The organism is Pseudomonas sp. 9_2_1 (assembly GCF_059295275.1).
This window is the reverse complement of sequence record NZ_CM181239.1, coordinates 6,093,284-6,114,179: the sequence shown is the minus strand read 5'-3', so window position 1 is coordinate 6,114,179 and position 20,896 is coordinate 6,093,284. Positions and strand designations below refer to the sequence as shown.

The following is a 20,896-nucleotide window of genomic DNA, read 5'->3' as shown; positions in this document are numbered from 1 at the left end:
TCAGCTGTACCAGTGTCTGCCTTGATGGGCGAGCAGCGCGCTGGCCTGTTCAGGTCCGTTGTTTCCCGCGCCATAGTTACGTGGAGGTTGGAAATGTTCTTCCCAGCCCTTGATAATGGGATCGACCCAGGCCCAGGCGGCCTCCACTTCATCGCGACGCATGAACAGTGTCGAATCCCCATCCAGCACATCCAGCAGCAGGCGTTCGTAGGCTTCCCAGCGACGGGTCTGGCTGAAGACCTGGGCCAGGTTCAGGTCCAGGTCCACCGGCTCCAGGCGCATGCCCTTGCCTGGGCTTTTGGTCATCATGCGCAGGCTGATGCGTTCGTCCGGTTGCAGCTGGATCAGCAGCTGGTTGACCTGTGCCCCGCTGAACAGTTCATGGGGCACAGGCTTGAACTGGATGACGATTTGCGACGTGCGTCGCGCCATACGCTTGCCGGTGCGCAAGTAGAAAGGCACACCCGCCCAGCGCCAGTTGTCGATGTGCGCTTCGACGGCGACGAAGGTTTCGGTGTCGCTGTCGTTGTCGACATCCTTTTCGAAGTAATACGCCGGCACTTCCTGGCCACCGATGCGCCCGGCGCCGTACTGGCCGCGCACGGTCTTGTCCTGCACGTCCTGGCCAGTGATCGGCTTGAGCGCCCGCAATATCTTTACTTTTTCATCGCGTACCGCTTCGGCCTCGAACTGTGAGGGTGGCTCCATGGCCACCAGGCACAGCAGCTGCAGCAGGTGGTTCTGCAGCATGTCGCGGATCGCCCCGGCGCGGTCGTAGTAGCCGCCGCGGTTCTCTACACCGAGCGTTTCGCAGACGCTGATCTGCACATGATCGACCTGGTTGTTGCGCCACACCGGCTCCAGCAAGGCGTTGGCAAAGCGCAGCGCCATCAGGTTCTGTACGGTCTCCTTGCCCAGGTAATGATCGATGCGGAACACCTGATTTTCTTCGAATACTGCGCCAATCGCTTCGTTGATGGCAGTGGCAGATTCAAGCGAGTGGCCGATCGGCTTTTCCAGCACGATGCGCGCCTCGGCATCGGCCAGGCCGGCGTTACGCAGGTGGTTGGCAATAGGGACGAACAAGTTCGGGGCGGTGGCAAGGTAGAAGATGCGCGTAAGCCCGCCGGGCTCGCCCAGGTAGCGTGCCAGGCGCCCGAAGTCGGCACTTTGCGAAGCATCCATGGGGAAATAGTCGAGCCGTGCGGAAAACCGTTGCCAGACGTCTTCTTCAAAGTTACTGCGGGCGATTTGCGCCCGGCAGTGGCGCTCGGCCAGCTTCAGGTAGTCGTTGCGTGGCAGGTTGCGCCGAGCCAGCGCGATGATGCGTACGGCAGGGTCAAGACGGGCCTCGCGAAACAGGTGGTAGAGCGCCGGGAGCAGTTTGTGCAGGGCCAGATCGCCGGTGCCGCCGAAGACCAGAATGTCGCAAGGAATAGTCAAACCGCCACTCTCCACGTTCGTTTAACTGGGCGGGTTGGCGTCCATGTAGTATAACTACAAGAAAGCTACAACCCGGCCAGCCGATCATAACCGAGTCCAGCCCGTGAATCTGTTGCAACATATCGCCCAATCGCGCCACCTGCTGCGCAAATCGGAACTGAAAGTGGCCGACCACGTGCTGCTGGACCCGGCTGCCGTCATGCACAGCTCGATGGCCGACCTGGCGCACAACGTGGGTATCAGCGAGCCGACCATCGTGCGTTTCTGCCGGGCTATCGGTTGCTCGGGCTTCCAGGACCTCAAGCTGAAGCTGGCGCAAAGCCTGGCCGCCGGGGCCAGTTTCGGCCAGTTCGCCATCCATGAAGACGACTCGGTCGCCGACTACAGCCTGAAGATTTTCGACACCACCCTGCACACCCTGATGGAGGTGCGCGAGCACCTCGACCCGCAGGCGCTGCAGTTGGCGGTGAGTGCCATGGCCCAGGCACAGCGGGTGGAATTCTATGGTTTTGGCGCATCGGGTGCGGTGGCGGCCGACGCCCAGCACAAGTTCTTCCGCTTGCTGCTCAGCGCGGCAGCGTACTCCGACCCGCACATGCAGGCGATGTCGGCGGTTACCCTGAAACCTGGCGATGTAGCGGTGTGCATTTCCCAGTCGGGGCGGTCCAAGGACCTGTTGATCACTGCCAACCTGGTACGTGAGAGTGGCGCCAACCTGATCACCCTGTGCCCCAGCCAGACGCCTCTAGCCGAGCTGTCGACCGTCAACCTGGCAATCGACGTGCACGAGGACACCGAAATCTATACCCCGCTGACCTCGCGTATCGCCCACCTTGTGGTAATCGACGTGCTGGCCATGGGCGTGGCCATGGCGCGCGGGCCGAGCCTGGTCAACCACCTGAAGAGCGTGAAGCGCAGCTTGCGCAGCCTGCGTTTGTCGCCCAAGTCGATCAAGGCTACCGACGACTGATCAATGGCCCGGCAAGGCAGATTTCACTGTTTTGTCACCATTTCACAGCCAAAACGTCAACCTCCATTGCCAGTCTGAAGCCTCCGCACCCTATCTGGGAGACAGGCAATGGCTCGTGACTTCGACGGTACGTACCAACCCAACGCCAAGGCTCGCAAGCAGCAGGAAAAGGATCAGCGCCGCATGGAATACCGCCGGGCGATCGAGAGCTATTGCGACCAACGTCAACTGCTGCGCGACCTGGTGGACTACCCTGAGCTGCAAGAGCTCACTGTGTGGCAGGCGTCGGCAGCAACTTCCCCGAAAAACGCTCAACAAGCGCACTGATCAATGCACGTTCGCCGCGGATGAATGCCAGGAAAGCCAAGGCCACCGGTGACTGCCGTTTGGCCTTGGCCTGTACCACGCACCAGCTGCGGTACAGCGGCAGTTCTTCCACCGGCAGCTCCTTCAGCGCCCCGGTGGCCAGTTCCAGGTTGACCGCATGGCGGGTCAGCAGGGCGATACCAAGGCCTGCGATCACGCACTCGCGCTGGGCATCGGCCGAGGCCACTTCCAGAGTCTGGGTGAAGTGCACGCGCTTGTCCTTGAAGTACTCTTCGCAGGCTTTGCGTGTGCCCGAGCCTTGCTCGCGGACCAGCAGGGTATGAGGCTCCAGGTCCTGCAGGCGCAGCTGCTCCAGCTTGCAGAGCGGGTGCTCGGGCGGGGCCACGGCAATGATCGGGTTATTCAGAAACGGCAAAAATTCCAGACCCATGTCCTGCGGCACCATGGACATGATGATCAGGTCGTCGCGGTTGTCGGACAGGCGGCGGATGGCCTGGGCGCGGTTGACCACCGTCAAGGTCAGGTTGACCTCCGGGTGACGTTGCTTGAAGGCGGCGAACAGGTGTGGCACGAAGTACTTGGCACTGGACTCGATCGCCAGCTTCAGCTGCCCTTGCAGTGAGCCCTGCATGTCCGACAGTTGCATGTCCAGGCTCTCCAGGCGCCCGAAGATGTCGCGGCTGGCGCGCTGCAGGGCCTCGGCCGCTTCCGTCAGATAAAGCTTTTTACCGATGTACTCGAACAGCGGCTGGCCGATCAGCTCTTCAAGCTGGCGGATCTGCAGGCTGACGGCGGGTTGTGTCAGCGCCATTTCCTCCGCCGCGCGGCTGTATGAGCGCAAATCGCACACCTCGTTGAAGATCTGCAATTGACGCAATGTCATACGCATCAAGGACTTACGCATTTTTTTCAGCTCATTGGCAACACCCTGTTACCGAACTATAAGCTTTTGCTAATACAGCCCCTAACAAATATTGATTTTTGTTTATCGACCTACAGCGCTAGGGTGAATACGCGACTGGCCAGCAATGCTTGGTCACGCGCCGACCGGTAGAACCGGCTCGACTGTTCCTACGGCTTTGGGAAGACTCCAGTGATAAAAAAAATCCTGATCGCCAACCGAGGTGAAATTGCAGTTCGGATCGTGCGTGCCTGCGCCGAGATGGGCATTCGCTCGGTAGCGATCTATTCCGACGCCGACCGGCACGCCCTGCACGTCAAGCGCGCCGACGAAGCTCATAGCATTGGTGAAGAACCGCTGGCCGGTTACCTGAACCCGCGCAAGCTGGTGAACCTGGCTGTGGAAACCGGCTGTGATGCCCTGCACCCTGGCTATGGTTTCCTGTCGGAAAACGCTGAACTGGCAGAGATTTGCGCCGAGCGCGGGATCAAGTTCATCGGCCCGGCCGCCGACGTCATTCGTCGCATGGGCGACAAGACCGAAGCACGCCGCACCATGATCGCCGCCGGTGTGCCGGTTACACCAGGTACCGAAGGCAACGTTGCCGACATCCACGAAGCCCTCAGCGAAGGCGAGCGCATCGGTTATCCGGTGATGCTGAAAGCTACCTCCGGGGGTGGCGGCCGCGGTATTCGTCGTTGCAACAGCCGCGAAGAACTGGAACAGAACTTCCCGCGGGTGATATCCGAAGCCACCAAGGCCTTTGGCTCGGCCGAAGTGTTCCTGGAAAAGTGCATCGTCAACCCCAAACACATCGAGGCGCAGATCCTCGGTGACAGCTTCGGCAATGTGGTGCACCTGTTCGAGCGCGACTGCTCGATCCAGCGCCGTAACCAGAAGCTCGTCGAAATCGCTCCGAGCCCACAGCTTACCCCCGAGCAGCGCGCCTACATCGGCGACCTGGCGGTGCGTGCGGCCAAGGCGGTCAACTACGAGAACGCCGGTACCGTGGAGTTCCTGCTCGCCGATGGCGAGGTGTACTTCATGGAAATGAACACCCGGGTGCAGGTGGAGCACACCATCACCGAGGAAATCACCGGTATCGACATCGTCCGCGAGCAGATCCGCATTGCCTCGGGCCTGCCGCTGTCGGTGAAGCAGGAAGACATCCAGCACCGCGGCTATGCGCTGCAGTTCCGCATCAACGCCGAAGACCCGAAAAACAACTTCCTGCCCAGCTTCGGCAAGATCACCCGTTACTACGCCCCCGGCGGCCCGGGCGTGCGCACCGATACGGCGATCTACACCGGCTACACCATTCCGCCGTTCTACGACTCCATGTGCCTGAAGCTGGTGGTGTGGGCGCTGACCTGGGAAGAAGCCATGGACCGCGGCCTGCGGGCCCTGGACGACATGCGCGTGCAAGGGGTGAAGACCACCGCCGCGTACTACCAGGAAATCCTGCGCAATCCGGAATTCCGTAGCGGCCAGTTCAACACCAGCTTCGTTGAAAGCCACCCTGAACTGACCAACTACTCGATCAAGCGCAAACCCGAAGAGCTGGCCCTGGCCATCGCCGCCGCCATCGCCGCCCACGCAGGCCTGTGAGGAACCCCATAATGTCCAAGAAAATTCACGTAACCGACACGATCCTGCGCGACGCCCACCAGTCCCTGCTGGCTACCCGCATGCGTACCGAAGACATGCTCCCGATCTGCGAAAAGCTCGACAAGGTCGGCTACTGGTCGCTGGAAGTCTGGGGCGGCGCCACCTTCGATGCCTGCGTGCGCTTCCTCAAGGAAGACCCATGGGAGCGCCTGCGCAAACTGCGCGCGGCGCTGCCCAACACCCGCCTGCAAATGCTGCTGCGCGGCCAGAACCTGCTGGGCTACCGCCACTACAGCGACGACGTGGTCAAAGCCTTCGTTGCCAAGGCTGCGGTCAACGGCATCGATGTGTTCCGTATCTTCGACGCCATGAACGACGTGCGTAACCTGCGGGTAGCCATCGAGGCCGTCAAGGCTGCAGGCAAGCACGCCCAGGGCACCATCGCCTACACCACCAGCCCCGTTCACACAATCGACGCCTTCGTGAACCAGGCCAAGCAGATGGAAGCCATGGGTTGCGATTCGGTCGCGATCAAGGACATGGCCGGCCTGCTGACACCATTTGCCACTGGTGAACTGGTCAAGGCGCTGAAAGCCGAGCAATCGTTGCCGGTGTTCATCCACTCCCACGACACCGCCGGCCTGGCTGCCATGTGCCAGCTGAAAGCGGTGGAAAACGGTGCCGACCACATCGACACCGCTATCTCCAGCTTCGCCTGGGGCACCAGCCACCCGGGTACCGAGTCGATGGTTGCCGCGCTCAAGGGCAGCGAGTTCGACACCGGCCTGGACCTGGAGCTGCTGCAGGAAATCGGCTTGTACTTCTATGCCGTGCGCAAGAAGTACCACCAGTTCGAAAGCGAATTCACCACTGTCGACACCCGTGTGCAGGTCAACCAGGTGCCGGGCGGGATGATTTCCAACCTGGCCAACCAGCTCAAGGAGCAGGGCGCCCTCAACCGCATGAACGAAGTGCTGGCTGAGATCCCGCGCGTTCGCGAAGACCTCGGCTTCCCGCCGCTGGTTACCCCCACTTCGCAGATCGTCGGTACCCAGGCGTTCTTCAACGTGCTGGCGGGCGAGCGCTACAAGACCATCACCAACGAGGTGAAGCTGTACCTGCAAGGCGGTTACGGCAAGGCTCCTGGCGTGGTCAGTGAACAGCTGCGTCGTCAGGCGATCGGCAGCGAAGAAGTGATCGATGTGCGCCCGGCCGACCTGCTGAAGCCGGAAATGACCAAGTTGCGCGGCGATATCGGCGCCTTGGCCCGTTGTGAAGAGGATGTGCTGACCTACGCCATGTTCCCTGACATTGGCCGCAAGTTCCTCGAAGAACGCGAAGCCGGCACCCTCACCCCGGAAGCCCTGCTGCCGATTCCGGAAGCTGGCGCGGTGGCTGCCCCGGGCGGTGAAGGCGTGCCGACCGAATTCGTCATCGACGTGCACGGCGAAACCTATCGCGTCGACATCACCGGTGTGGGCGTGAAGGCCGAAGGCAAGCGTCACTTCTACCTGTCGATCGACGGCATGCCGGAGGAAGTGGTGTTCGAGCCACTCAACGAATTCGTCGGCGGCGGCGGCAGCAAGCGCAAGCAGGCCAGCGCCCCGGGCCATGTGACCACCAACATGCCAGGCAACATCGTCGATGTCCTGGTCAAGGAAGGCGACTCGGTCAAGGCCGGCCAGGCCGTGCTGATTACCGAAGCCATGAAGATGGAGACCGAAGTGCAGGCAGCCATTGCCGGCAAGGTCGTGGCCATCCACGTGGCCAAGGGCGACCGTGTGACGCCGGGTGAGATCCTGATCGAGATCGAGGGCTGACAGAAGCCTTCATCTACAAGCGGTTTACCTCTGGGGAGCGAATGCTCCCCTTTTTTTCGTGCTGATGCATTTTATTGCAGATTTGATACTGATGGTTGGTTTACATCTGCATTAAAATGCAGAAATTTTCACGGATGCAGTGATGAATCACCCGGCGATTGCGCTGGGCAAGCTTGAGCGCCGAATGGCGGAGTGGGGGTTGGCATGACGGTTTCCATCGACGCCCGCGGGCTGCTGATCGATGGCGTGCGCGAAGGTATCGCCGAGGGGAGCCTTGAGTTGGGGGCAGCCGTGCGACGGCTACGCGTGGAGGTGGCGAAAATGCAGCAGACTCAGTTCGCGCGGATGTGCAAGGTTTCAGTGCGTACGCTGATTCAGATCGAGCAGGGGGATGGTAACCCCACGCTCAAGTCATTGAACGCTGTATTCAAGCCATTCGGTTTACAGATGGGCGTGGTCAGGCGCGCCACCAAGGTCAGGTAATATCTTCATACCGATCACAGGCCTGCTGGCCCGTGATCCGTGGTCAATATCAGCCTATCCGGCATGCCTCAAGGGTGTGTACCTGACCTTCAGGCCGCTGGTTGGCATCGCTCAACCACCGCTCGAACCCTGCCGCCACCTGCGGCCACTCATCATCGGTAATCGAATACCACGCCGTATCGCGGTTATGGTCCTTGACCACCAGGTGCTTGCGGAACACGCCCTCGAACTCGAAGCCAAACCGCTCCGCCGCCCGCTTGGAGCGGGCGTTGGCGTTGTTGCACTTCCATTCCAGCCGGCGGTTACCCAGTTCGAAACCCAGCTTGCCCAGCAGGTACACCGCCTCGGTGCCCTTGGGCGTACGTTGCATGGCGGCGCCGAAGGCGATGTGGCCGATTTCGATGCGGCCATGGTCGGGCACAATCGACATCAGGCTGAGAATGCCCTGGGCCTGGCCGGTGGCGCGGTCGATGACGGTATAGAACAGCGGGTCGAGGCCGGCGGCATTGCCTTCCAGCCAGCGGTCGAAGGCGCCACGCTCGGCGAATGGGCCATAGGGCAGGTAGTCCCACAGCACAGGGTCGGATGCCGGCCCCTGCAGCGCCTCCCAGAGGTCGTCGCCATGGCGCACAGGGTCGAGCTTTTCCAGGCGAATGAAGCGGCCCTCGATGGGCTCGGCTCGAGGTACGGCAGCGGGTTTCCAGTGCAATGCGTCAGTCATGTTCGGCTTACAACCCTTTGCGGAATTGGATGAAGCCCGATCGCTCGGCAACCTGCTGATACAGGCTGATGGCGGTGGCGTTGGTCTCGTGGGTCAGCCAGTGCACCTTGATGCAACTGTCGGCCTTGGCAGTGGCGTAGACGTGCTCGATCAGCTGGCGGCCGATACCCAGGCCGCGCTGCGTCTCGTCCACGTACAGGTCCTGCAGGTAGCAGGAATTCTCGATGCTCCAGTTGGAACGATGGTAGATGAAGTTGACCATCCCCACCGCCTTGCCATCCACCCAGGCCAGGGTCGAATGGGTTGGTTCGTTCGGGTCGAGCAGGCGTTGCCAGGTGCTCAGGCTGACCTCATCGGCCAGCTCGGTTGCATAGAAATGCAGGTAGGCCTGCCACAAGCCGAGCCAGGCAGCATGGTCTTGGGCGGTAACGGGGCGCAGGGTAACGCTGGGCATGGGGCTATTCCTTCAGAGCTGACGCATGTGCGCCGCGAGTTGGTTGTCCAGTGGATCGGGGCTGGCGCCGAGGCCTTCGCGTACACCGGCGATGTCTTGCCCGGCGCGGTTCTGGCTGAGCTTGCGTGCACCTTGCAGGCGGGTGATGGGCAGGCGGATGCCGACGATGGCGCGAAGCATGCCGTCAATATAATCAGCAGGGGCGTCGGTGACGCTCCACGGGGCGCTGCGGCCTTGTTCGTGGCGATCGGTCAGGCGGCTGACGATAGCCAGCAGCGGCGCGGCATCATGGATCACTTCTGCCGGGCCATAGGCGTGCACGGCCAGGTAGTTCCAGGTTGGCACCACTTTGGGGTTCTCGGCCTTGCTCGGATAGTAGCCGGGGCTGACGTAGGCATCGGCACCGGGGAACACCAGCAGGGCTTCGCCACCCTGCGCCAGGTCCTGCCACTGGCGGTTGGCCCGCGCCAGGTGGGCATAGACGGTGCCGTATTCGCCTTCGGCGGTGTCGACCAGCACCGGCAGGTGGGTGGCCAGCAGGCCCTGTTCGCCTTGGCTGACCAGAACCGCCAGGCGGGTGTCCAGCATGTGCTGGTGCAGGCGACCGAGGTCGTGTTCCTGGTGCGGCTTGCTGTTGTACATGTGTCGAGTCCCTTGTCGAATGGCTCTATCCTAGGCAGGCTATTGGTTCTGGGTAAGAGCCATTACTGCCTGTTTTGATAGGTCCAATGCCATGAGCGAGCGCCCCCTCATACTGCCTTTCGACCCTGCCGGGATTGACTTGGATCGCCGCCGCGGGCTAAGCCAGCAGTTGTACCAGGCGCTGCGTGCGCGGGTACTGGACGGGCGGCTGAGCAGCGGCACGCGGCTGCCGGCCAGCCGGGACCTGGCCGCGATGCTGGCGCTGTCACGCAACAGCGTGGTGCGTGCCTATGACCAGCTGTATGCCGAGGGGTACATTGAAAGCCGGGTAGGTGACGGCACTTACGTCAGTCGCCTGCCGAAACTATCCACACAACTATCCACAGGGTTATCCCTGGGTTTATCCACAGGGTTATCCACATTTAACCCGAAAAATACTGAGTATTTATCCAGCAATAGACGCATCAGCGAGCCGTTGCAGCGTCTGAAAAATCATCATTTACCTCCGCCGAAAAGCGCTGCCCCGCGTGCTTTTCGCGTCGGCATCCCCGCGTTCGACCTGTTCCCGTTCGATGTCTGGGCCAAGCTGCAGGCGGGTTTCTGGCGTAATCCGTCACCAGCGCAGCTGGGCTACGGTGACCCGGCAGGTGAGCCTGCGTTGCGCGAGCTGATCGCGGCTTACCTGCGCCGTTCGCGCGGGCTGAGCTGCACGGCTGAGCAAATTGTGATCACCAGTGGCGCGCAGCAGGCCATCAGCCTTTGTGCACAGCTGCTGCTGCAGCCTGGCGACGGGGTGGCTGTGGAAAACCCAGGCTACCGCGCGGCCGGACACGCCTTTGCGCTGGTCGGTGGCAAGTTGCATGGCGTGGCGGTGGACGAAGACGGCATGGACTGTCGCCAGCTCGCGCAGCTTGAAGATTGCCGGCTGGCCTATGTCACGCCGGCCCACCAGTATCCGACCGGGGTCACCATGAGTCTGGCGCGCCGTCTTCAGTTGCTGGCATGGGCCGAGCAAAGCGATGGCTGGATTATCGAAGACGACTACGATGGCGAGTACCGTTACAGCGGCGCTCCCTTGGCCCCGCTGGCGGCTCTCGACCGACATGGGCGTGTTTTATATGTTGGCACCTTCGGCAAGATCGCCTTCCCGGCGTTGCGACTGGGCTATCTGGTGTTGCCGCCGCGCCTGGTGCAGGCATTCAGCCAGGGCAAAGCGCTGGCGGTGCGGCATTCGGAGGTCAGCAGCCAGTGCGTAATGGCCGAGTTCATGGCCAGGGGGCACTTCCAGCGGCATATCCGCCGTATGCGCAAGGCGGCGTTGAGCCGGCGCAATGTGCTCAAGGCGGGTTGGCCTGAGGATATTCCGGGGTTGGGCGGCATGCCGGAAGTGGCGGCCGGGCTACATGTAAAGGTTGATGTGGATAACTTTGCGCGGGAGCAGGAGTTGGTGGCCCAGGCGGAAGCGATAGGGGTGGAGGTGACGCCGCTGAGCAATTTCTGGTTGGCGAACAGCGATGTGCCTGTGGATAAGCGCGCGGGGCTGGTGCTCGGGTTTGCCGCGGTACCGGAGGGGGAAATTGCCGAGGCCATGATGAAATTGCGCAAGGCTTGGCGGCCTCTTCGCGGGTGAACCCGCTCCCACAGGTACTGCGCCGGCCTCAGACGCGACGCAGATCCTGTGGGAGCGTGTTCACCGGCGAAGATCCAACTCAGGTCCCGGATTTGATCCGCGTCCAAGCCCGAGTCCTGGCCCGCTCTGCATCCCGCGCCAAAGGCTTGAGGGTATAAAGCTTGGCCATCGCCTCTGCCGTCGGATACAGGTTGGGGTTGTTGCGAATCGCCGGGTTCACCTTGTCGGTCGCATCCTTGTTGGGGTTCGGATACCCGACAAAGTCGCTGATCGGCGCAATCACCTCGGGCCGCAGCAGGTAATTGATGAATTCATGGGCATCTTCCGGGTTGGCCGCGTTCTTCGGAATCGCCAGCATGTCGAACCAGATCGGTGCACCTTCCTTTGGCAGGCGCATATCGACTACCACGCCATTCTTGGCTTCGCGGGCACGGTTGGCGGCCTGGGAGAAGCTGCCGCTGTAGCCCACCGCTACACAAATATCGCCATTGGCGATGTCTGCCATGTACTTGGAAGAGTGGAAGTAGGTGATATGCGGGCGAATCTTCAGCATCAACGCCTCGGCTTGCTTGTAGTCTGCCGGTTTGTCGCTGTTGGGCGGCAAGCCCAGGTACTGCAACGCCAGTGGCAGAATCTCCGAGGGTGAGTCGAGCAGTGCCACACCGCATTGCTTGAGCTTGGCGATGTTCTCTTCCTTGAAGATCAGGTCCCAGCTGTCCACCGGGGCGTTGTCGCCGAGCGCAGCCTTGACCTTGGCCGGGTTGAAGCCGATCAGCACGGTGCCATACATGTAGGGCACCGCAAATTTGTTGCCGGGGTCGTTGGCCTCGATCAGCTTCATCAGTGCCGGGTCCAGGTGTTGCCAGTTGGGCAGCTTGCTGCGGTCCAGCGGCTGGAACACCCCGGCTTCGATCTGCTTGGCCAGGAACACGTTGGACGGCACCACCACGTCATAACCGGAGTTGCCGGTCAGCAGCTTGGCTTCCAGCGCTTCGTTGGTGTCGAAGATGTCGTACACCAGCTTGACGCCGCTGTCCTTCTTGAAGTCGGTCAAGGTCTGCGGGGTGATGTAATCGAACCAGTTATATACACGCAGGGTGCGCTGCTCGGCCTGAGCGTGCAGGGCACCGGTGAACAGGGTGGCAGCGATGAACGGGGTGAGCAGACGCTTGAGTCGGACCATTACCGGGCTCCTGGCTGGGCGCGCTGGAAACCGTCCAGCACATTGACCGCGTTGATACCGATTTCTTCCACAGCGTAGCCGCCTTCCATCACGAACAGGGTCGGCTTGCCGAGCTCGGCGATGCGCTTGCCCATTTCCAGGTAGTCCGGGCTGTCCAGCTTGAATTGCGAGATCGGGTCGTCCTTGAAGGTGTCCACGCCCAGCGAGATCACCAGCACGTCGGCGTCATAGCTGGCGATGCGTTGGCAGGCTTGCTCCAGCGCAGCGCTCCAGGCCGCCCAGTCGCTGCCAGCGGGCAAGGGGTAGTTGATGTTGAAACCTTCGCCGGCGCCTTCGCCTGTCTCGTCGGCGTAGCCCAGGAAAAACGGGAACTCGGCCTGCGGGTCGCCATGGATCGAGGCGAAAAACACGTCGTTGCGCTGGTAGAAGATGTCCTGGGTGCCGTTGCCGTGGTGATAGTCGACGTCGAGGATGGCGACCTTGTTCCGGCCCTGGTCGAGGAAGGCCTGGGCGGCGATGGCGGCGTTGTTCAGGTAGCAGTAGCCGCCCATGACTTCGCCAGCGGCGTGGTGCCCTGGCGGGCGGCACAGGGCGAAGGCCGAATGCGCGCCTTGCTCGATGGCCGCCTGGGCAGTGAGGGCTACCTGAGCAGCGCTGTAGGCGGCCCGCCAGGTACCGGCGGTGATCGGCGCGCCGGCATCGAAGCTGTAATAGCCCAGTTCACCGTGCAGGCCGGTAGGTTTTACCTGGCGCAGGGTGCGTGCTGGCCAGGTGAACGGCAACAGGTCGCCCTCGTGGCCGAGTGCGGCCCAGCGTGCCCAGGCGCCTTCGAAGAAGTCCAGATAATCTGCGCTGTGGACCCGCAACAAGGGCGAGCGGCCAAAGTCGGTGGGGCCCTGGATATCACCAAGGTTGCGCTGTTTCACCTGCTCCAGCACATGGTCGGCGCGCGAAGGCATTTCGAAGCAGGGCATCAGCTTGCCGTCGATCAGCTCGCAGCGGCCGTGGTGCAGGCGATGGTCATCGGAATAGATCGTCAGCATTGTTGTTCTCCGGTGGGTACTGGCGTGGGCCCATTGTCATGTGCCGGTCAGTTATGGAGAACGACGCAAACGGCCAAAAGGGGATCGATGTGGCCAAGCGCTGTGGCCGGATTGTTGTTGACCTGTACTGGCCTCTTCGCGGGTGAACCCGCTCCCACACGGTTTGGTGCCGCACCCAAGGCTGGTGCAATACCTGTGGGAGCGGGTTCACCCGCGAAGGGGCGGGACAGGTCAACCGCGGAAGTGGCTGGGTGCCACACCACTCCAGCGCTGGAAGGCATGCCGGAAACTGGCCGTCTCGCTGAACCCCAAAGTCTCGGCAATCCGGTAGATCGGCATCTGCTCATCGGCCAGCAACTGCTTGGCCCGCTCGAACCTCAGTTCATCCAGCAGCTGTTGATAACTGCTGCCCAATGCCTGCAAATGCCGCCGCAGCGTGCGGGAAGAACAATTCATCTGCCGCGCCAACCCTTCCAGCCCAGGTGCGGCGTCCAGTTGCTGCGCCAGCAATTGACGAATACGCCCCAGCCAGGCCTGGCGGCCGGTGAACTCAAGGTTCAGCCGCCGGCAACGTTCGCTCATGGCCTTGTGGGTAATCGGGTCGGCCAGTGGCAGCGGCATGTCCAGCCAGCGCCGCTCGAAGGCGAAGGCATTGTCCTCTGCGTCGAAACCGATCGCGCACTGGAATGCACCGTCATAAAGCGCGTGGTAGCCGGGCCGCGCGTGTTCGAAACGCGCACCCAGCAGCGGCAGCGGGCAGCCAAGCAGGTCGTCGCAGATGATTTTCAGCGACACCAGGCAGAATTCGGCGTTGAAAGCGCCAAGCGCTGCGCTGTCGTGGTAATCGCTGGCGCTGAACCAGACGCGCTGGCCATCGTCGAGCAAGCGCAGCTTGAAAACTGTTCCCAGCAGTGCCGGATACTGCAGCGCCAGGCGCAGGGCGTCACCCAAAGTGGCACTGGAGAGCAGGGCGTAACCGAGCATGCCATAGCACGACACATGCATGCGCCGACCCAGCTCCAGGCCGATGTCCTCGCGCCGGGCCACGGCGTTGGCGCACACCTGCAGCTCTTGCTGGGTGGTGATGCGCGCATCGGCGTGGCCAAGGTCTGCCGGGCCTATGCCGCTGCCGGCCAGCAGCGCCGAAGCTTCGCAACCGTCTGCCTGGAAGACGTTGAGGATCAGCGAAACTGCGTTGAGTGTGGTCAGGTGGCTGTGCAGCATGCTGGGTAATCCCGTTGGACTGGGATGCATTATGGAGCAAGTTGTGTGCCGATACCCGGGGCTGGCAAGCGGCCACAAATTCATCAGGCAAAAAAAGGCCCGAGGCATAGGCTCGGGCCTTGAAAGGTTGAGAGGTGTCTAGTCCCTTAACCTGGTGAGACTGTTTGCAGCAGCCTGGTTACGCCTTCAGCGGAACCAGACGTGGAGCGATCATGTTTTCCGGACGCAGGATGTCGTTGAGCATCGCTTCGTCCAGCAGCTGTTCCTCGCGCACCAGTTCCAGCACGCCGCGGCCGGTTTCCAGGGCGACACGGGCGATACGGGTGGCGTTTTCGTAGCCGATGTACGGGTTCAGGGCGGTGACCAGGCCGATCGAGTGCTCGACCAGTTCACGGCAGCGCTGTTCGTTGGCAGTGATGCCGACGATGCAGTGCTCGCGCAGCATGTCCATGGCGCGTTGCAGCAGGCGGATCGAGTCGAAGATCTTGTAGGCGATCAGCGGCTCCATCACGTTCAGCTGCAGCTGGCCACCCTCGGCGGCGACGGTCAGGGCCAGGTCGTTGCCCATGATGGCGAAGGCCACCTGGTTGACGGCTTCCGGAATAACCGGGTTGACCTTGCCTGGCATGATCGAGCTGCCTGGCTGACGCGCTGGCAGGTTGATCTCGTTGATGCCGGTGCGCGGGCCGCTGGACAGCAGGCGCAGGTCGTTGCAGATCTTCGACAGCTTGACCGCGGTACGCTTGAGCATGCCGGAGAACAGCACGAAAGCGCCCATGTCGGAGGTGGCTTCGATCAGGTCGGCAGCCGGTACCAGCGGCTGGCCGCTGATGAGTGCCAAGCGCTGTACGGCGAGCATCTGGTAACCCGGGTCGGCGTTGATACCGGTACCGATGGCAGTACCACCCAGGTTGATTTCGGTCAGCAGCTCAGGCGCCAGCGAACGCAGACGGTTGAGGTCTTCGGTCATGGTGGTGGCGAAGGCGCGGAATTCCTGGCCCAGGGTCATCGGCACGGCGTCCTGCAGCTGGGTACGGCCCATCTTCAGTACGTGGTCGAATTCCTTTCCCTTGGCAGCGAAGGCCTGGATCAGGCTGTCGAGGCTGGCCAGCAGGGCGTCATGGCCCAGCAGCAGGCCCAGGCGGATGGCCGTCGGGTAGGCGTCGTTGGTCGACTGTGCCATGTTCACATCGTTGTTCGGGTGCAAGTACTGGTACTCACCCTTCTGGTGGCCCATGGCCTCCAGCGCGATGTTGGCGATGACTTCGTTGGCGTTCATGTTGGTGGAAGTACCGGCACCACCCTGGATCATGTCGACCACGAACTGCTCGTGATAGTCGCCTTTGATCAGTCGCCCGCAAGCAGCGCTGATGGCAGCATGCTTGGCATCGCTCAAGTGCCCCAGCTCTCGGTTGGCATCAGCAGCAGCCTGCTTGACCATCGCCAGGCCGACTACCAGTTTCGGGTAGTGCGACAGCGGAACGCCGGAGAGGTGGAAGTTGTTGGCAGCGCGCAGGGTCTGGATGCCGTAGTAGGCATCGGCAGGAACTTCAAGGGTACCCAACAGATCTTTTTCGACGCGGAACGATGCAGCGGAAGACATGATGTATATCATCTCGATTTTGACCCGGCACATGCCGGAATGGCGCTAATCCTAGGCCTTAAGGTGATTTTGCGGCCAATGCTGTTGCACGCTAACCTATGCGTAAACGGCATACTGTTTCATGTGACGCCAATTGACATTCGAGCGTGTTCCATTTTGGTGCATGCCAGGAGATGTGCTTCGTGAACCTTGAAAGCAAATGGCTGGAAGACTTCAGCGCGCTGGCTGCCACCCGCAGTTTTTCCCAGGCGGCAGAGCGGCGTTTCGTGACCCAGCCGGCCTTCAGCCGGCGCATTCGCAGCCTTGAAGCAGCCTTGGGCCTGCAACTGGTCAATCGTTCCCGCACACCGATCGAACTGACTGAGGCCGGCCAGCTGTTTCTCGTCACTGCGCGTACCGTTGTCGACCAGTTGAGCGAAATTCTCCGTCATTTGCACCATCTGGAAGGCGGGCAGGGCGAGGTAGTGCAAGTAGCAGCCGCTCACTCCCTGGCATCGGGCTTTTTCCCGCGCTGGGTCGCCCAGTTGCGCAACGATGGGTTGAACATTGCCACGCGCCTGGTTGCGACTAACGTCGGGGATGCCGTGCATGCATTGCGCGAAGGTGGCTGCGACCTGATGCTGGCTTTCTATGATCCGGACGCCGCCCTGCAGATGGACGCCGAGATCTTCCCTTCGTTACACATGGGCACCACTGAAATGTTGCCGGTGTGCACGCCGGATGCCGACGGCAAGCCCATGTTCGATCTTGAAGGCGATGCCAGCGTGCCGCTGCTGGCCTACAGCGCCGGCGCGTTCCTCGGGCGTTCGGTGAGCTTGCTGCTGCGCCAGCGCAACCTGCGCTATACCACCGTCTACGAGACGGCGATGGCCGACAGCCTCAAGAGTATGGCGCTGGAAGGAATGGGCATCGCCTGGGTGCCGCGCCTGTCGATGCGGGGCGAACTGCAGCGCGGGGAATTGGTGATCTGCGGGGGGAGCCAGTGGCACGTGCCATTGGAAATCCGCCTGTACCGCTGTGCACTCGTGCGCAAGGCGAATGTGCGCCTGTTGTGGCGCAAGCTGGAGTCGGCCGGCAACCCGGGCGAGGTATCAGTTTGAGGGGGCGAATTTTCTGAAGCAGCCGGGTTGGTGAGCAGCAGGAAAAGTTGTCCCGCGAGACAGCTTGCCCTTTGATCCGGCATGTGCTTGTGGGGGTGGGCGGCCCGCCTTTAAATACGCTACAATCCCGCGCCTTCGGCCGACCTGGTCGATTCAGAATCCGTATGACAAGCCACGCCGGCCCACCTGCGTGGCTTGTTGCTTTTAGCGCGCCCGAAGGCGCTTGCAGGAGAGGCTCGACGATGAGTGCACTGGTTGGCGTGATCATGGGCTCCAAGTCCGATTGGTCCACCCTTAGCCACACCGCCGATATGCTGGAAAAACTCGGCATTCCCTACGAAGTGAAGGTGGTTTCCGCCCACCGCACCCCGGACTTGCTGTTCCAGTATGCCGAGGAGGCCGAAGGCCGTGGTATCGAGGTGATCATCGCCGGTGCCGGTGGCGCAGCCCACTTGCCAGGCATGTGCGCCGCCAAGACTCACCTGCCGGTGCTGGGTGTGCCGGTGCAATCGTCGATGCTGTCGGGTGTCGATTCGCTGCTGTCGATCGTGCAGATGCCAGCCGGCGTGCCGGTAGCCACCCTGGCCATCGGCCGTGCCGGTGCCATCAACGCTGCGCTGCTGTCGGCCAGCATCCTGGGCGCCAAGTACCCGCAGTACCACGCGGCGCTCAAGCAGTTCCGCACAGAACAGACCGACACCGTTCTGGATAACCCAGACCCGCGCCAGGCTTGAGGCTCAACCCATGAAGATCGGTGTAATCGGTGGCGGCCAGCTGGGCCGCATGCTGGCCCTGGCGGGTACCCCGCTGGGCATGAACTTCGCTTTCCTCGACCCCGCGCCGGACGCCTGCGCTGCAGCACTGGGCGAGCACCTGCGGGCCGACTACGGCGACCAGGACCACCTGCGTCAGCTGGCCGACGAAGTCGACCTGGTCACTTTCGAGTTCGAAAGCGTCCCGGCCGAGACCGTGGCCTTCCTCTCGCAGTTCGTGCCGGTGTACCCCAGCGCCGAGGCGCTGCGCATCGCCCGCGACCGCCTGTTCGAAAAAAGCATGTTCCGCGACCTGGGTATCCCTACCCCGGCCTTCGCCGACATTCTCTCGCAGGCAGACCTGGACGCCGCAGTGGCCAGTATCGGCCTGCCTGCCGTACTGAAGACCCGCACTCTGGGTTACGACGGCAAGGGCCAGAAAGTGCTGCGCACGCCTGAAGACGTGGTGGGCACTTTCGCCGAGCTGGGCAGCGTGCCATGCCTGCTGGAAGGCTTCGTGCCATTCACTGGCGAAGTGTCGCTGGTGGCGGTGCGTGGCCGTGACGGCGAAACGCGCTTCTACCCGCTGGTGCACAACACCCACGACAGCGGCATCCTGCGGCTGTCGGTGGCCAGCCAGGCACACCCGCTGCAAGCGCTGGCCGAAGACTACGTCGGCCGCGTACTGCAGAAGCTGGATTACGTTGGCGTGATGGCCTTCGAGTTCTTCGAAGTCGACGGTGGCCTGAAGGCCAACGAAATTGCTCCACGCGTGCACAACTCCGGGCACTGGACCATCGAAGGCGCCGAGTGCAGCCAGTTCGAGAACCACCTGCGCGCCGTCGCCGGCCTGCCACTGGGCTCGACTGCCAAGGTTGGCGAGAGCGCGATGCTCAACTTCATCGGTGAAGTGCCGGCTGTGGACAAAGTGGTCGCCATCGATGACTGCCACCTGCACCACTACGGCAAGGCCTTCAAGGCCGGCCGCAAGGTTGGTCATGCCACCCTGCGCTGCCATGACATGGCCACCCTCGAGCGCAAGATTGCCGAAGTAGAGGCTCTGATCAGCAACTGATCGAACTTCTGGCAACGGCTGGCCCTCTGAGATGGCAACAAGCCAAAGCGCTGTCTAGGCTTTGGCTTGTTTCATCTTCACTGCAGAGGGATTGCCATGGGCATCATCGGAACCATCTTCATCGGCCTCATCGTCGGCCTGCTGGCCCGTTTCGTCAAACCGGGCGACGACAGCATGGGCTGGATCATGACCATCCTGCTGGGTATTGCCGGCTCGCTGCTGGCCACTTATGGCGGCCAGGCGCTGGGCATTTACCAGGCCGGGCAGGCGGCGGGCTTCTTCGGGGCGCTGGTCGGTGCCGTCGTGCTGCTGGTGATCTACGGATTCATCAAGAAACGCTGAATACTGGTTAGAATGCCCGGCAATTCATTCGAGTTGCCGAGCATTTCCATGCGTGCCTTTTTCCTCGTCCCCCTGCTGTTGGCCAGTACCCTGGCCCATGCCGAACTGCCCGAAACCGACTGGCTGGAGCTGATGCCCAAGTCGGACCAGAGAGCGCTTGAGCAAATGCCCGAAATCGACCATGACTCGCCAGAGGCCATGGGCACCTTTACCGACAAGGGCGGACTGAAACAGAGCAAGGGCCTGCCGGCGGTGATGTATTCGACCAAGACCGTGGCGGCCATGAACGGCAAGGACATTCGCCTGGGCGGCTACCCGGTGCCGCTGGAGAGTGATGCCAAGGGCAACAGCACGCTGTTTTTCCTGGTGCCGTACCCGGGCGCGTGCATTCACGTACCGCCACCGCCACCGAACCAGCTGGTGCTGGTGCGTTACCCGAAAGGGCTGAGGATTGACGATATCTATACCCCGCTGTGGGTCAGCGGCAAGCTGAAGGTGGAGCAGGTCAGCAATGACCTGGCCGATGCGGCGTATGCGCTGGATGCGGGGAAAGTGAGGGTGGTGGAGGACGCCGACCTCTGATTGCCAGTACCGGCCTTATCGCCGGCAAGCCAGCTCCCACAGCTTGTGGGAGCTGGCTTGCCGGCGATGAGGCCCGAGCTGGCAACACACCTCTCAGATCATTTCACAGCCAATCTTTACCCCCAGTGAGTGGCTGGCCCCGGGCTTCAAGTCCACCAGGTCGTCCCACACATTCGCGGTCTCGATGCACAGCATCCGCTGCCAGCCATCATCAGCCATGTCCGGCAGTTCCCTGGCCCGCTCGGTCCACGGGTTCCAGATCACCGCCGAGCGCGACCCGCTACTGGTCAGGGTAATCCGCCGGTTCCAGTGCGGATCGACAATGCTCAGTGTTTGCGGGGTAGCGAGGTAGATCCGGTCTGTCTCCCCGGAAAACGTCAATGCCGCCTGCTGCTGGCGCTGTTGCCAGTCGGCAAGGGTCTCGATATAGCTCAGCCCCTCGACCCCTTCGACCCGCGCCTGGCGTACGTCGCTGACCGCGAAGTAGCTATGCAGGGCCTGGCTGATGGTCACGGGAGTATTGCCCATGTTGCGGCTGGTAAGGCTCAGTTTCAGGTCATCACCCAGGACCACGGCCAGCTTCAGCTCGACATCGTGAGGCCAGCCTGGCAAGTCACCCTGCGCGTCGGGCAGTTCAAATTCGATGCGCAGGCCGTCAGCCGCTTCCTCGACGCCCAGCAACAGCCAGTCACGGGTGCGTGCAAGCCCATGAGCAGGTGCCTGCTCGCCTCGGTACATGGCCTGTACGGCCTCGGGGTTGCGCTGCAGGTTGCCGAACCACGGCCAGCACACTGGCACGCCAGCGCGTACCGACTTGCCCTTGTCGAAGATGGCCTGGTCGCTCAGCCACAGCAGTGGTGGTTCGCCCAACCGCTGGTAGCTGAGGATCTGCGCGCCCTGCTGGGCGATCAGGAGTTCGGCGCGGTCGCTGCTGATACGCCAGCAGTTGAGTCCGCCATGTTGCTCGGTATCGACCTTGAAAGTAGCCATTGC

21 protein-coding genes are annotated in these 20,896 nt (G+C 62.1%); 11 read left to right on the top strand and 10 right to left on the bottom strand.

The annotated features are described in order from the left end of the window. A complete protein-coding gene (gene zwf, locus AC5O5I_RS27730) occupies nucleotides 1-1,443 on the bottom strand; it encodes a glucose-6-phosphate dehydrogenase (RefSeq protein WP_172224857.1) in 1,443 nt (480 codons plus the stop codon). Between the two features lie 103 nt (nucleotides 1,444-1,546). Here zwf and hexR point away from each other — a divergent pair, with 103 nt between their 5' ends. After that, nucleotides 1,547-2,413, top strand: coding sequence for a transcriptional regulator HexR (gene hexR / locus AC5O5I_RS27725; RefSeq protein WP_494511864.1), 867 nt, complete (start codon nucleotides 1,547-1,549; stop codon nucleotides 2,411-2,413). Nucleotides 2,414-2,521: 108 nt separating this feature from the next. After that, nucleotides 2,522-2,740: a PA3496 family putative envelope integrity protein gene (locus tag AC5O5I_RS27720; protein WP_172225978.1), complete on the top strand. Its 219-nt coding sequence runs from the start codon at nucleotides 2,522-2,524 to the stop codon at nucleotides 2,738-2,740. Here AC5O5I_RS27720 and AC5O5I_RS27715 read toward each other — a convergent pair. Further along, a complete protein-coding gene (locus AC5O5I_RS27715; RefSeq protein WP_172225981.1) occupies nucleotides 2,682-3,644 on the bottom strand; it encodes a LysR family transcriptional regulator in 963 nt (320 codons plus the stop codon). The genes AC5O5I_RS27720 and AC5O5I_RS27715 overlap by 59 nt on opposite strands. Before the next feature lie 189 nt (nucleotides 3,645-3,833). Between AC5O5I_RS27715 and AC5O5I_RS27710 the strand changes: the two genes are divergently transcribed. The 3 genes from AC5O5I_RS27710 (at nucleotide 3,834) to AC5O5I_RS27700 (ending at nucleotide 7,552) form a co-directional block, all read left to right on the top strand. After that, complete coding sequence (locus tag AC5O5I_RS27710) at nucleotides 3,834-5,249, top strand: acetyl-CoA carboxylase biotin carboxylase subunit (RefSeq protein ID WP_172225984.1); 1,416 nt, start codon at nucleotides 3,834-3,836, stop codon at nucleotides 5,247-5,249. Nucleotides 5,250-5,260: 11 nt separating this feature from the next. Continuing rightward, complete coding sequence (gene oadA / locus AC5O5I_RS27705; protein ID WP_172225986.1) at nucleotides 5,261-7,069, top strand: sodium-extruding oxaloacetate decarboxylase subunit alpha; 1,809 nt, start codon at nucleotides 5,261-5,263, stop codon at nucleotides 7,067-7,069. A gap of 204 nt (nucleotides 7,070-7,273) precedes the next feature. Next, complete coding sequence (locus AC5O5I_RS27700; protein ID WP_172226018.1) at nucleotides 7,274-7,552, top strand: helix-turn-helix transcriptional regulator; 279 nt, start codon at nucleotides 7,274-7,276, stop codon at nucleotides 7,550-7,552. 49 nt (nucleotides 7,553-7,601) lie between these two features. On the opposite strand, the gene AC5O5I_RS27695 is transcribed toward AC5O5I_RS27700, so the two are convergent. From AC5O5I_RS27695 to AC5O5I_RS27685, 3 genes are read right to left on the bottom strand one after another with little or no spacing between them, the layout of a single operon-like run. Then, entirely contained in the window at nucleotides 7,602-8,273 is a 672-nt protein-coding gene (locus AC5O5I_RS27695) for a GNAT family N-acetyltransferase (protein WP_494511863.1), read from the bottom strand. Between the two features lie 7 nt (nucleotides 8,274-8,280). After that, entirely contained in the window at nucleotides 8,281-8,727 is a 447-nt protein-coding gene (locus tag AC5O5I_RS27690) for a GNAT family N-acetyltransferase (protein ID WP_172225992.1), read from the bottom strand. Between the two features lie 12 nt (nucleotides 8,728-8,739). Then, on the bottom strand, nucleotides 8,740-9,369 hold the full coding sequence (locus AC5O5I_RS27685) for an FMN-binding negative transcriptional regulator (RefSeq protein ID WP_172225995.1): 630 nt from the start codon (nucleotides 9,367-9,369) through the stop codon (nucleotides 8,740-8,742). Between the two features lie 91 nt (nucleotides 9,370-9,460). On the opposite strand from AC5O5I_RS27685, the gene pdxR reads away from it, so the two are divergent. Beyond that, nucleotides 9,461-10,999: a MocR-like pyridoxine biosynthesis transcription factor PdxR gene (gene pdxR / locus AC5O5I_RS27680; protein ID WP_494511862.1), complete on the top strand. Its 1,539-nt coding sequence runs from the start codon at nucleotides 9,461-9,463 to the stop codon at nucleotides 10,997-10,999. Nucleotides 11,000-11,078: 79 nt separating this feature from the next. On the opposite strand, the gene AC5O5I_RS27675 is transcribed toward pdxR, so the two are convergent. The 4 genes from AC5O5I_RS27675 to aspA form a co-directional block, all read right to left on the bottom strand. Beyond that, the gene (locus AC5O5I_RS27675) at nucleotides 11,079-12,182 is read right to left on the bottom strand and encodes a polyamine ABC transporter substrate-binding protein (protein WP_172287352.1); all 1,104 of its coding nucleotides are present in this window, start codon (nucleotides 12,180-12,182) and stop codon (nucleotides 11,079-11,081) included. Continuing rightward, entirely contained in the window at nucleotides 12,182-13,225 is a 1,044-nt protein-coding gene (locus AC5O5I_RS27670) for a histone deacetylase family protein (protein ID WP_172226003.1), read from the bottom strand. Before AC5O5I_RS27670 ends, AC5O5I_RS27675 begins: the two co-directional genes overlap by 1 nt. A gap of 231 nt (nucleotides 13,226-13,456) precedes the next feature. After that, nucleotides 13,457-14,449, bottom strand: a complete 993-nt coding sequence (locus AC5O5I_RS27665; RefSeq protein WP_172226006.1) for an AraC family transcriptional regulator — start codon at nucleotides 14,447-14,449, stop codon at nucleotides 13,457-13,459. A gap of 178 nt (nucleotides 14,450-14,627) precedes the next feature. Next, nucleotides 14,628-16,052, bottom strand: a complete 1,425-nt coding sequence (gene aspA, locus AC5O5I_RS27660) for an aspartate ammonia-lyase (protein ID WP_172226009.1) — start codon at nucleotides 16,050-16,052, stop codon at nucleotides 14,628-14,630. A 182-nt stretch (nucleotides 16,053-16,234) separates the two neighbouring features. Between aspA and AC5O5I_RS27655 the strand changes: the two genes are divergently transcribed. The 5 genes from AC5O5I_RS27655 to AC5O5I_RS27635 all read left to right on the top strand — a co-directional run bounded on the left by AC5O5I_RS27655 (nucleotide 16,235) and on the right by AC5O5I_RS27635 (nucleotide 19,903). Continuing rightward, nucleotides 16,235-17,152 carry a LysR substrate-binding domain-containing protein gene (locus tag AC5O5I_RS27655; protein WP_172226012.1) on the top strand — a complete coding sequence of 306 codons (918 nt, stop codon included), beginning with the start codon at nucleotides 16,235-16,237 and terminating at the stop codon, nucleotides 17,150-17,152. 242 nt (nucleotides 17,153-17,394) lie between these two features. After that, nucleotides 17,395-17,886, top strand: coding sequence for a 5-(carboxyamino)imidazole ribonucleotide mutase (gene purE / locus AC5O5I_RS27650; RefSeq protein ID WP_016489856.1), 492 nt, complete (start codon nucleotides 17,395-17,397; stop codon nucleotides 17,884-17,886). A 10-nt stretch (nucleotides 17,887-17,896) separates the two neighbouring features. Continuing rightward, complete coding sequence (locus AC5O5I_RS27645) at nucleotides 17,897-18,979, top strand: 5-(carboxyamino)imidazole ribonucleotide synthase (protein WP_172233169.1); 1,083 nt, start codon at nucleotides 17,897-17,899, stop codon at nucleotides 18,977-18,979. A 96-nt stretch (nucleotides 18,980-19,075) separates the two neighbouring features. Then, nucleotides 19,076-19,321 carry a GlsB/YeaQ/YmgE family stress response membrane protein gene (locus AC5O5I_RS27640; RefSeq protein ID WP_172233172.1) on the top strand — a complete coding sequence of 82 codons (246 nt, stop codon included), beginning with the start codon at nucleotides 19,076-19,078 and terminating at the stop codon, nucleotides 19,319-19,321. A 48-nt stretch (nucleotides 19,322-19,369) separates the two neighbouring features. After that, entirely contained in the window at nucleotides 19,370-19,903 is a 534-nt protein-coding gene (locus AC5O5I_RS27635; protein ID WP_172287642.1) for a DUF3299 domain-containing protein, read from the top strand. 93 nt (nucleotides 19,904-19,996) lie between these two features. Here AC5O5I_RS27635 and AC5O5I_RS27630 read toward each other — a convergent pair whose 3' ends face one another. Further along, entirely contained in the window at nucleotides 19,997-20,893 is an 897-nt protein-coding gene (locus AC5O5I_RS27630) for a D-hexose-6-phosphate mutarotase (RefSeq protein ID WP_494511861.1), read from the bottom strand. Between the last annotated feature and the right edge of the window lie 3 nt (nucleotides 20,894-20,896).

Bases quoted from the DNA above. Each gene is read 5' to 3' on its own strand.
- AC5O5I_RS27685 (WP_172225995.1), bottom strand. From the start codon at position 9,369: ATGTACAACAGCAAGCCGCACCAGGAACACGACCTCGGTCGCCTGCAC.
- AC5O5I_RS27630 (WP_494511861.1), bottom strand. From the start codon at position 20,893: ATGGCTACTTTCAAGGTCGATACCGAGCAACATGGCGGACTCAACTGC.
- AC5O5I_RS27645 (WP_172233169.1), top strand. From the start codon at position 17,897: ATGAAGATCGGTGTAATCGGTGGCGGCCAGCTGGGCCGCATGCTGGCC.
- AC5O5I_RS27675 (WP_172287352.1), bottom strand. From the start codon at position 12,182: ATGGTCCGACTCAAGCGTCTGCTCACCCCGTTCATCGCTGCCACCCTG.
- AC5O5I_RS27695 (WP_494511863.1), bottom strand. From the start codon at position 8,273: ATGACTGACGCATTGCACTGGAAACCCGCTGCCGTACCTCGAGCCGAG.
- AC5O5I_RS27670 (WP_172226003.1), bottom strand. From the start codon at position 13,225: ATGCTGACGATCTATTCCGATGACCATCGCCTGCACCACGGCCGCTGC.
- oadA (WP_172225986.1), top strand. From the start codon at position 5,261: ATGTCCAAGAAAATTCACGTAACCGACACGATCCTGCGCGACGCCCAC.
- AC5O5I_RS27690 (WP_172225992.1), bottom strand. From the start codon at position 8,727: ATGCCCAGCGTTACCCTGCGCCCCGTTACCGCCCAAGACCATGCTGCC.
- AC5O5I_RS27715 (WP_172225981.1), bottom strand. From the start codon at position 3,644: ATGCGTAAGTCCTTGATGCGTATGACATTGCGTCAATTGCAGATCTTC.
- aspA (WP_172226009.1), bottom strand. From the start codon at position 16,052: ATGTCTTCCGCTGCATCGTTCCGCGTCGAAAAAGATCTGTTGGGTACC.
- purE (WP_016489856.1), top strand. From the start codon at position 17,395: ATGAGTGCACTGGTTGGCGTGATCATGGGCTCCAAGTCCGATTGGTCC.
- AC5O5I_RS27640 (WP_172233172.1), top strand. From the start codon at position 19,076: ATGGGCATCATCGGAACCATCTTCATCGGCCTCATCGTCGGCCTGCTG.
- AC5O5I_RS27635 (WP_172287642.1), top strand. From the start codon at position 19,370: ATGCGTGCCTTTTTCCTCGTCCCCCTGCTGTTGGCCAGTACCCTGGCC.
- AC5O5I_RS27700 (WP_172226018.1), top strand. From the start codon at position 7,274: ATGACGGTTTCCATCGACGCCCGCGGGCTGCTGATCGATGGCGTGCGC.
- pdxR (WP_494511862.1), top strand. From the start codon at position 9,461: ATGAGCGAGCGCCCCCTCATACTGCCTTTCGACCCTGCCGGGATTGAC.
- AC5O5I_RS27720 (WP_172225978.1), top strand. From the start codon at position 2,522: ATGGCTCGTGACTTCGACGGTACGTACCAACCCAACGCCAAGGCTCGC.
- AC5O5I_RS27665 (WP_172226006.1), bottom strand. From the start codon at position 14,449: ATGCTGCACAGCCACCTGACCACACTCAACGCAGTTTCGCTGATCCTC.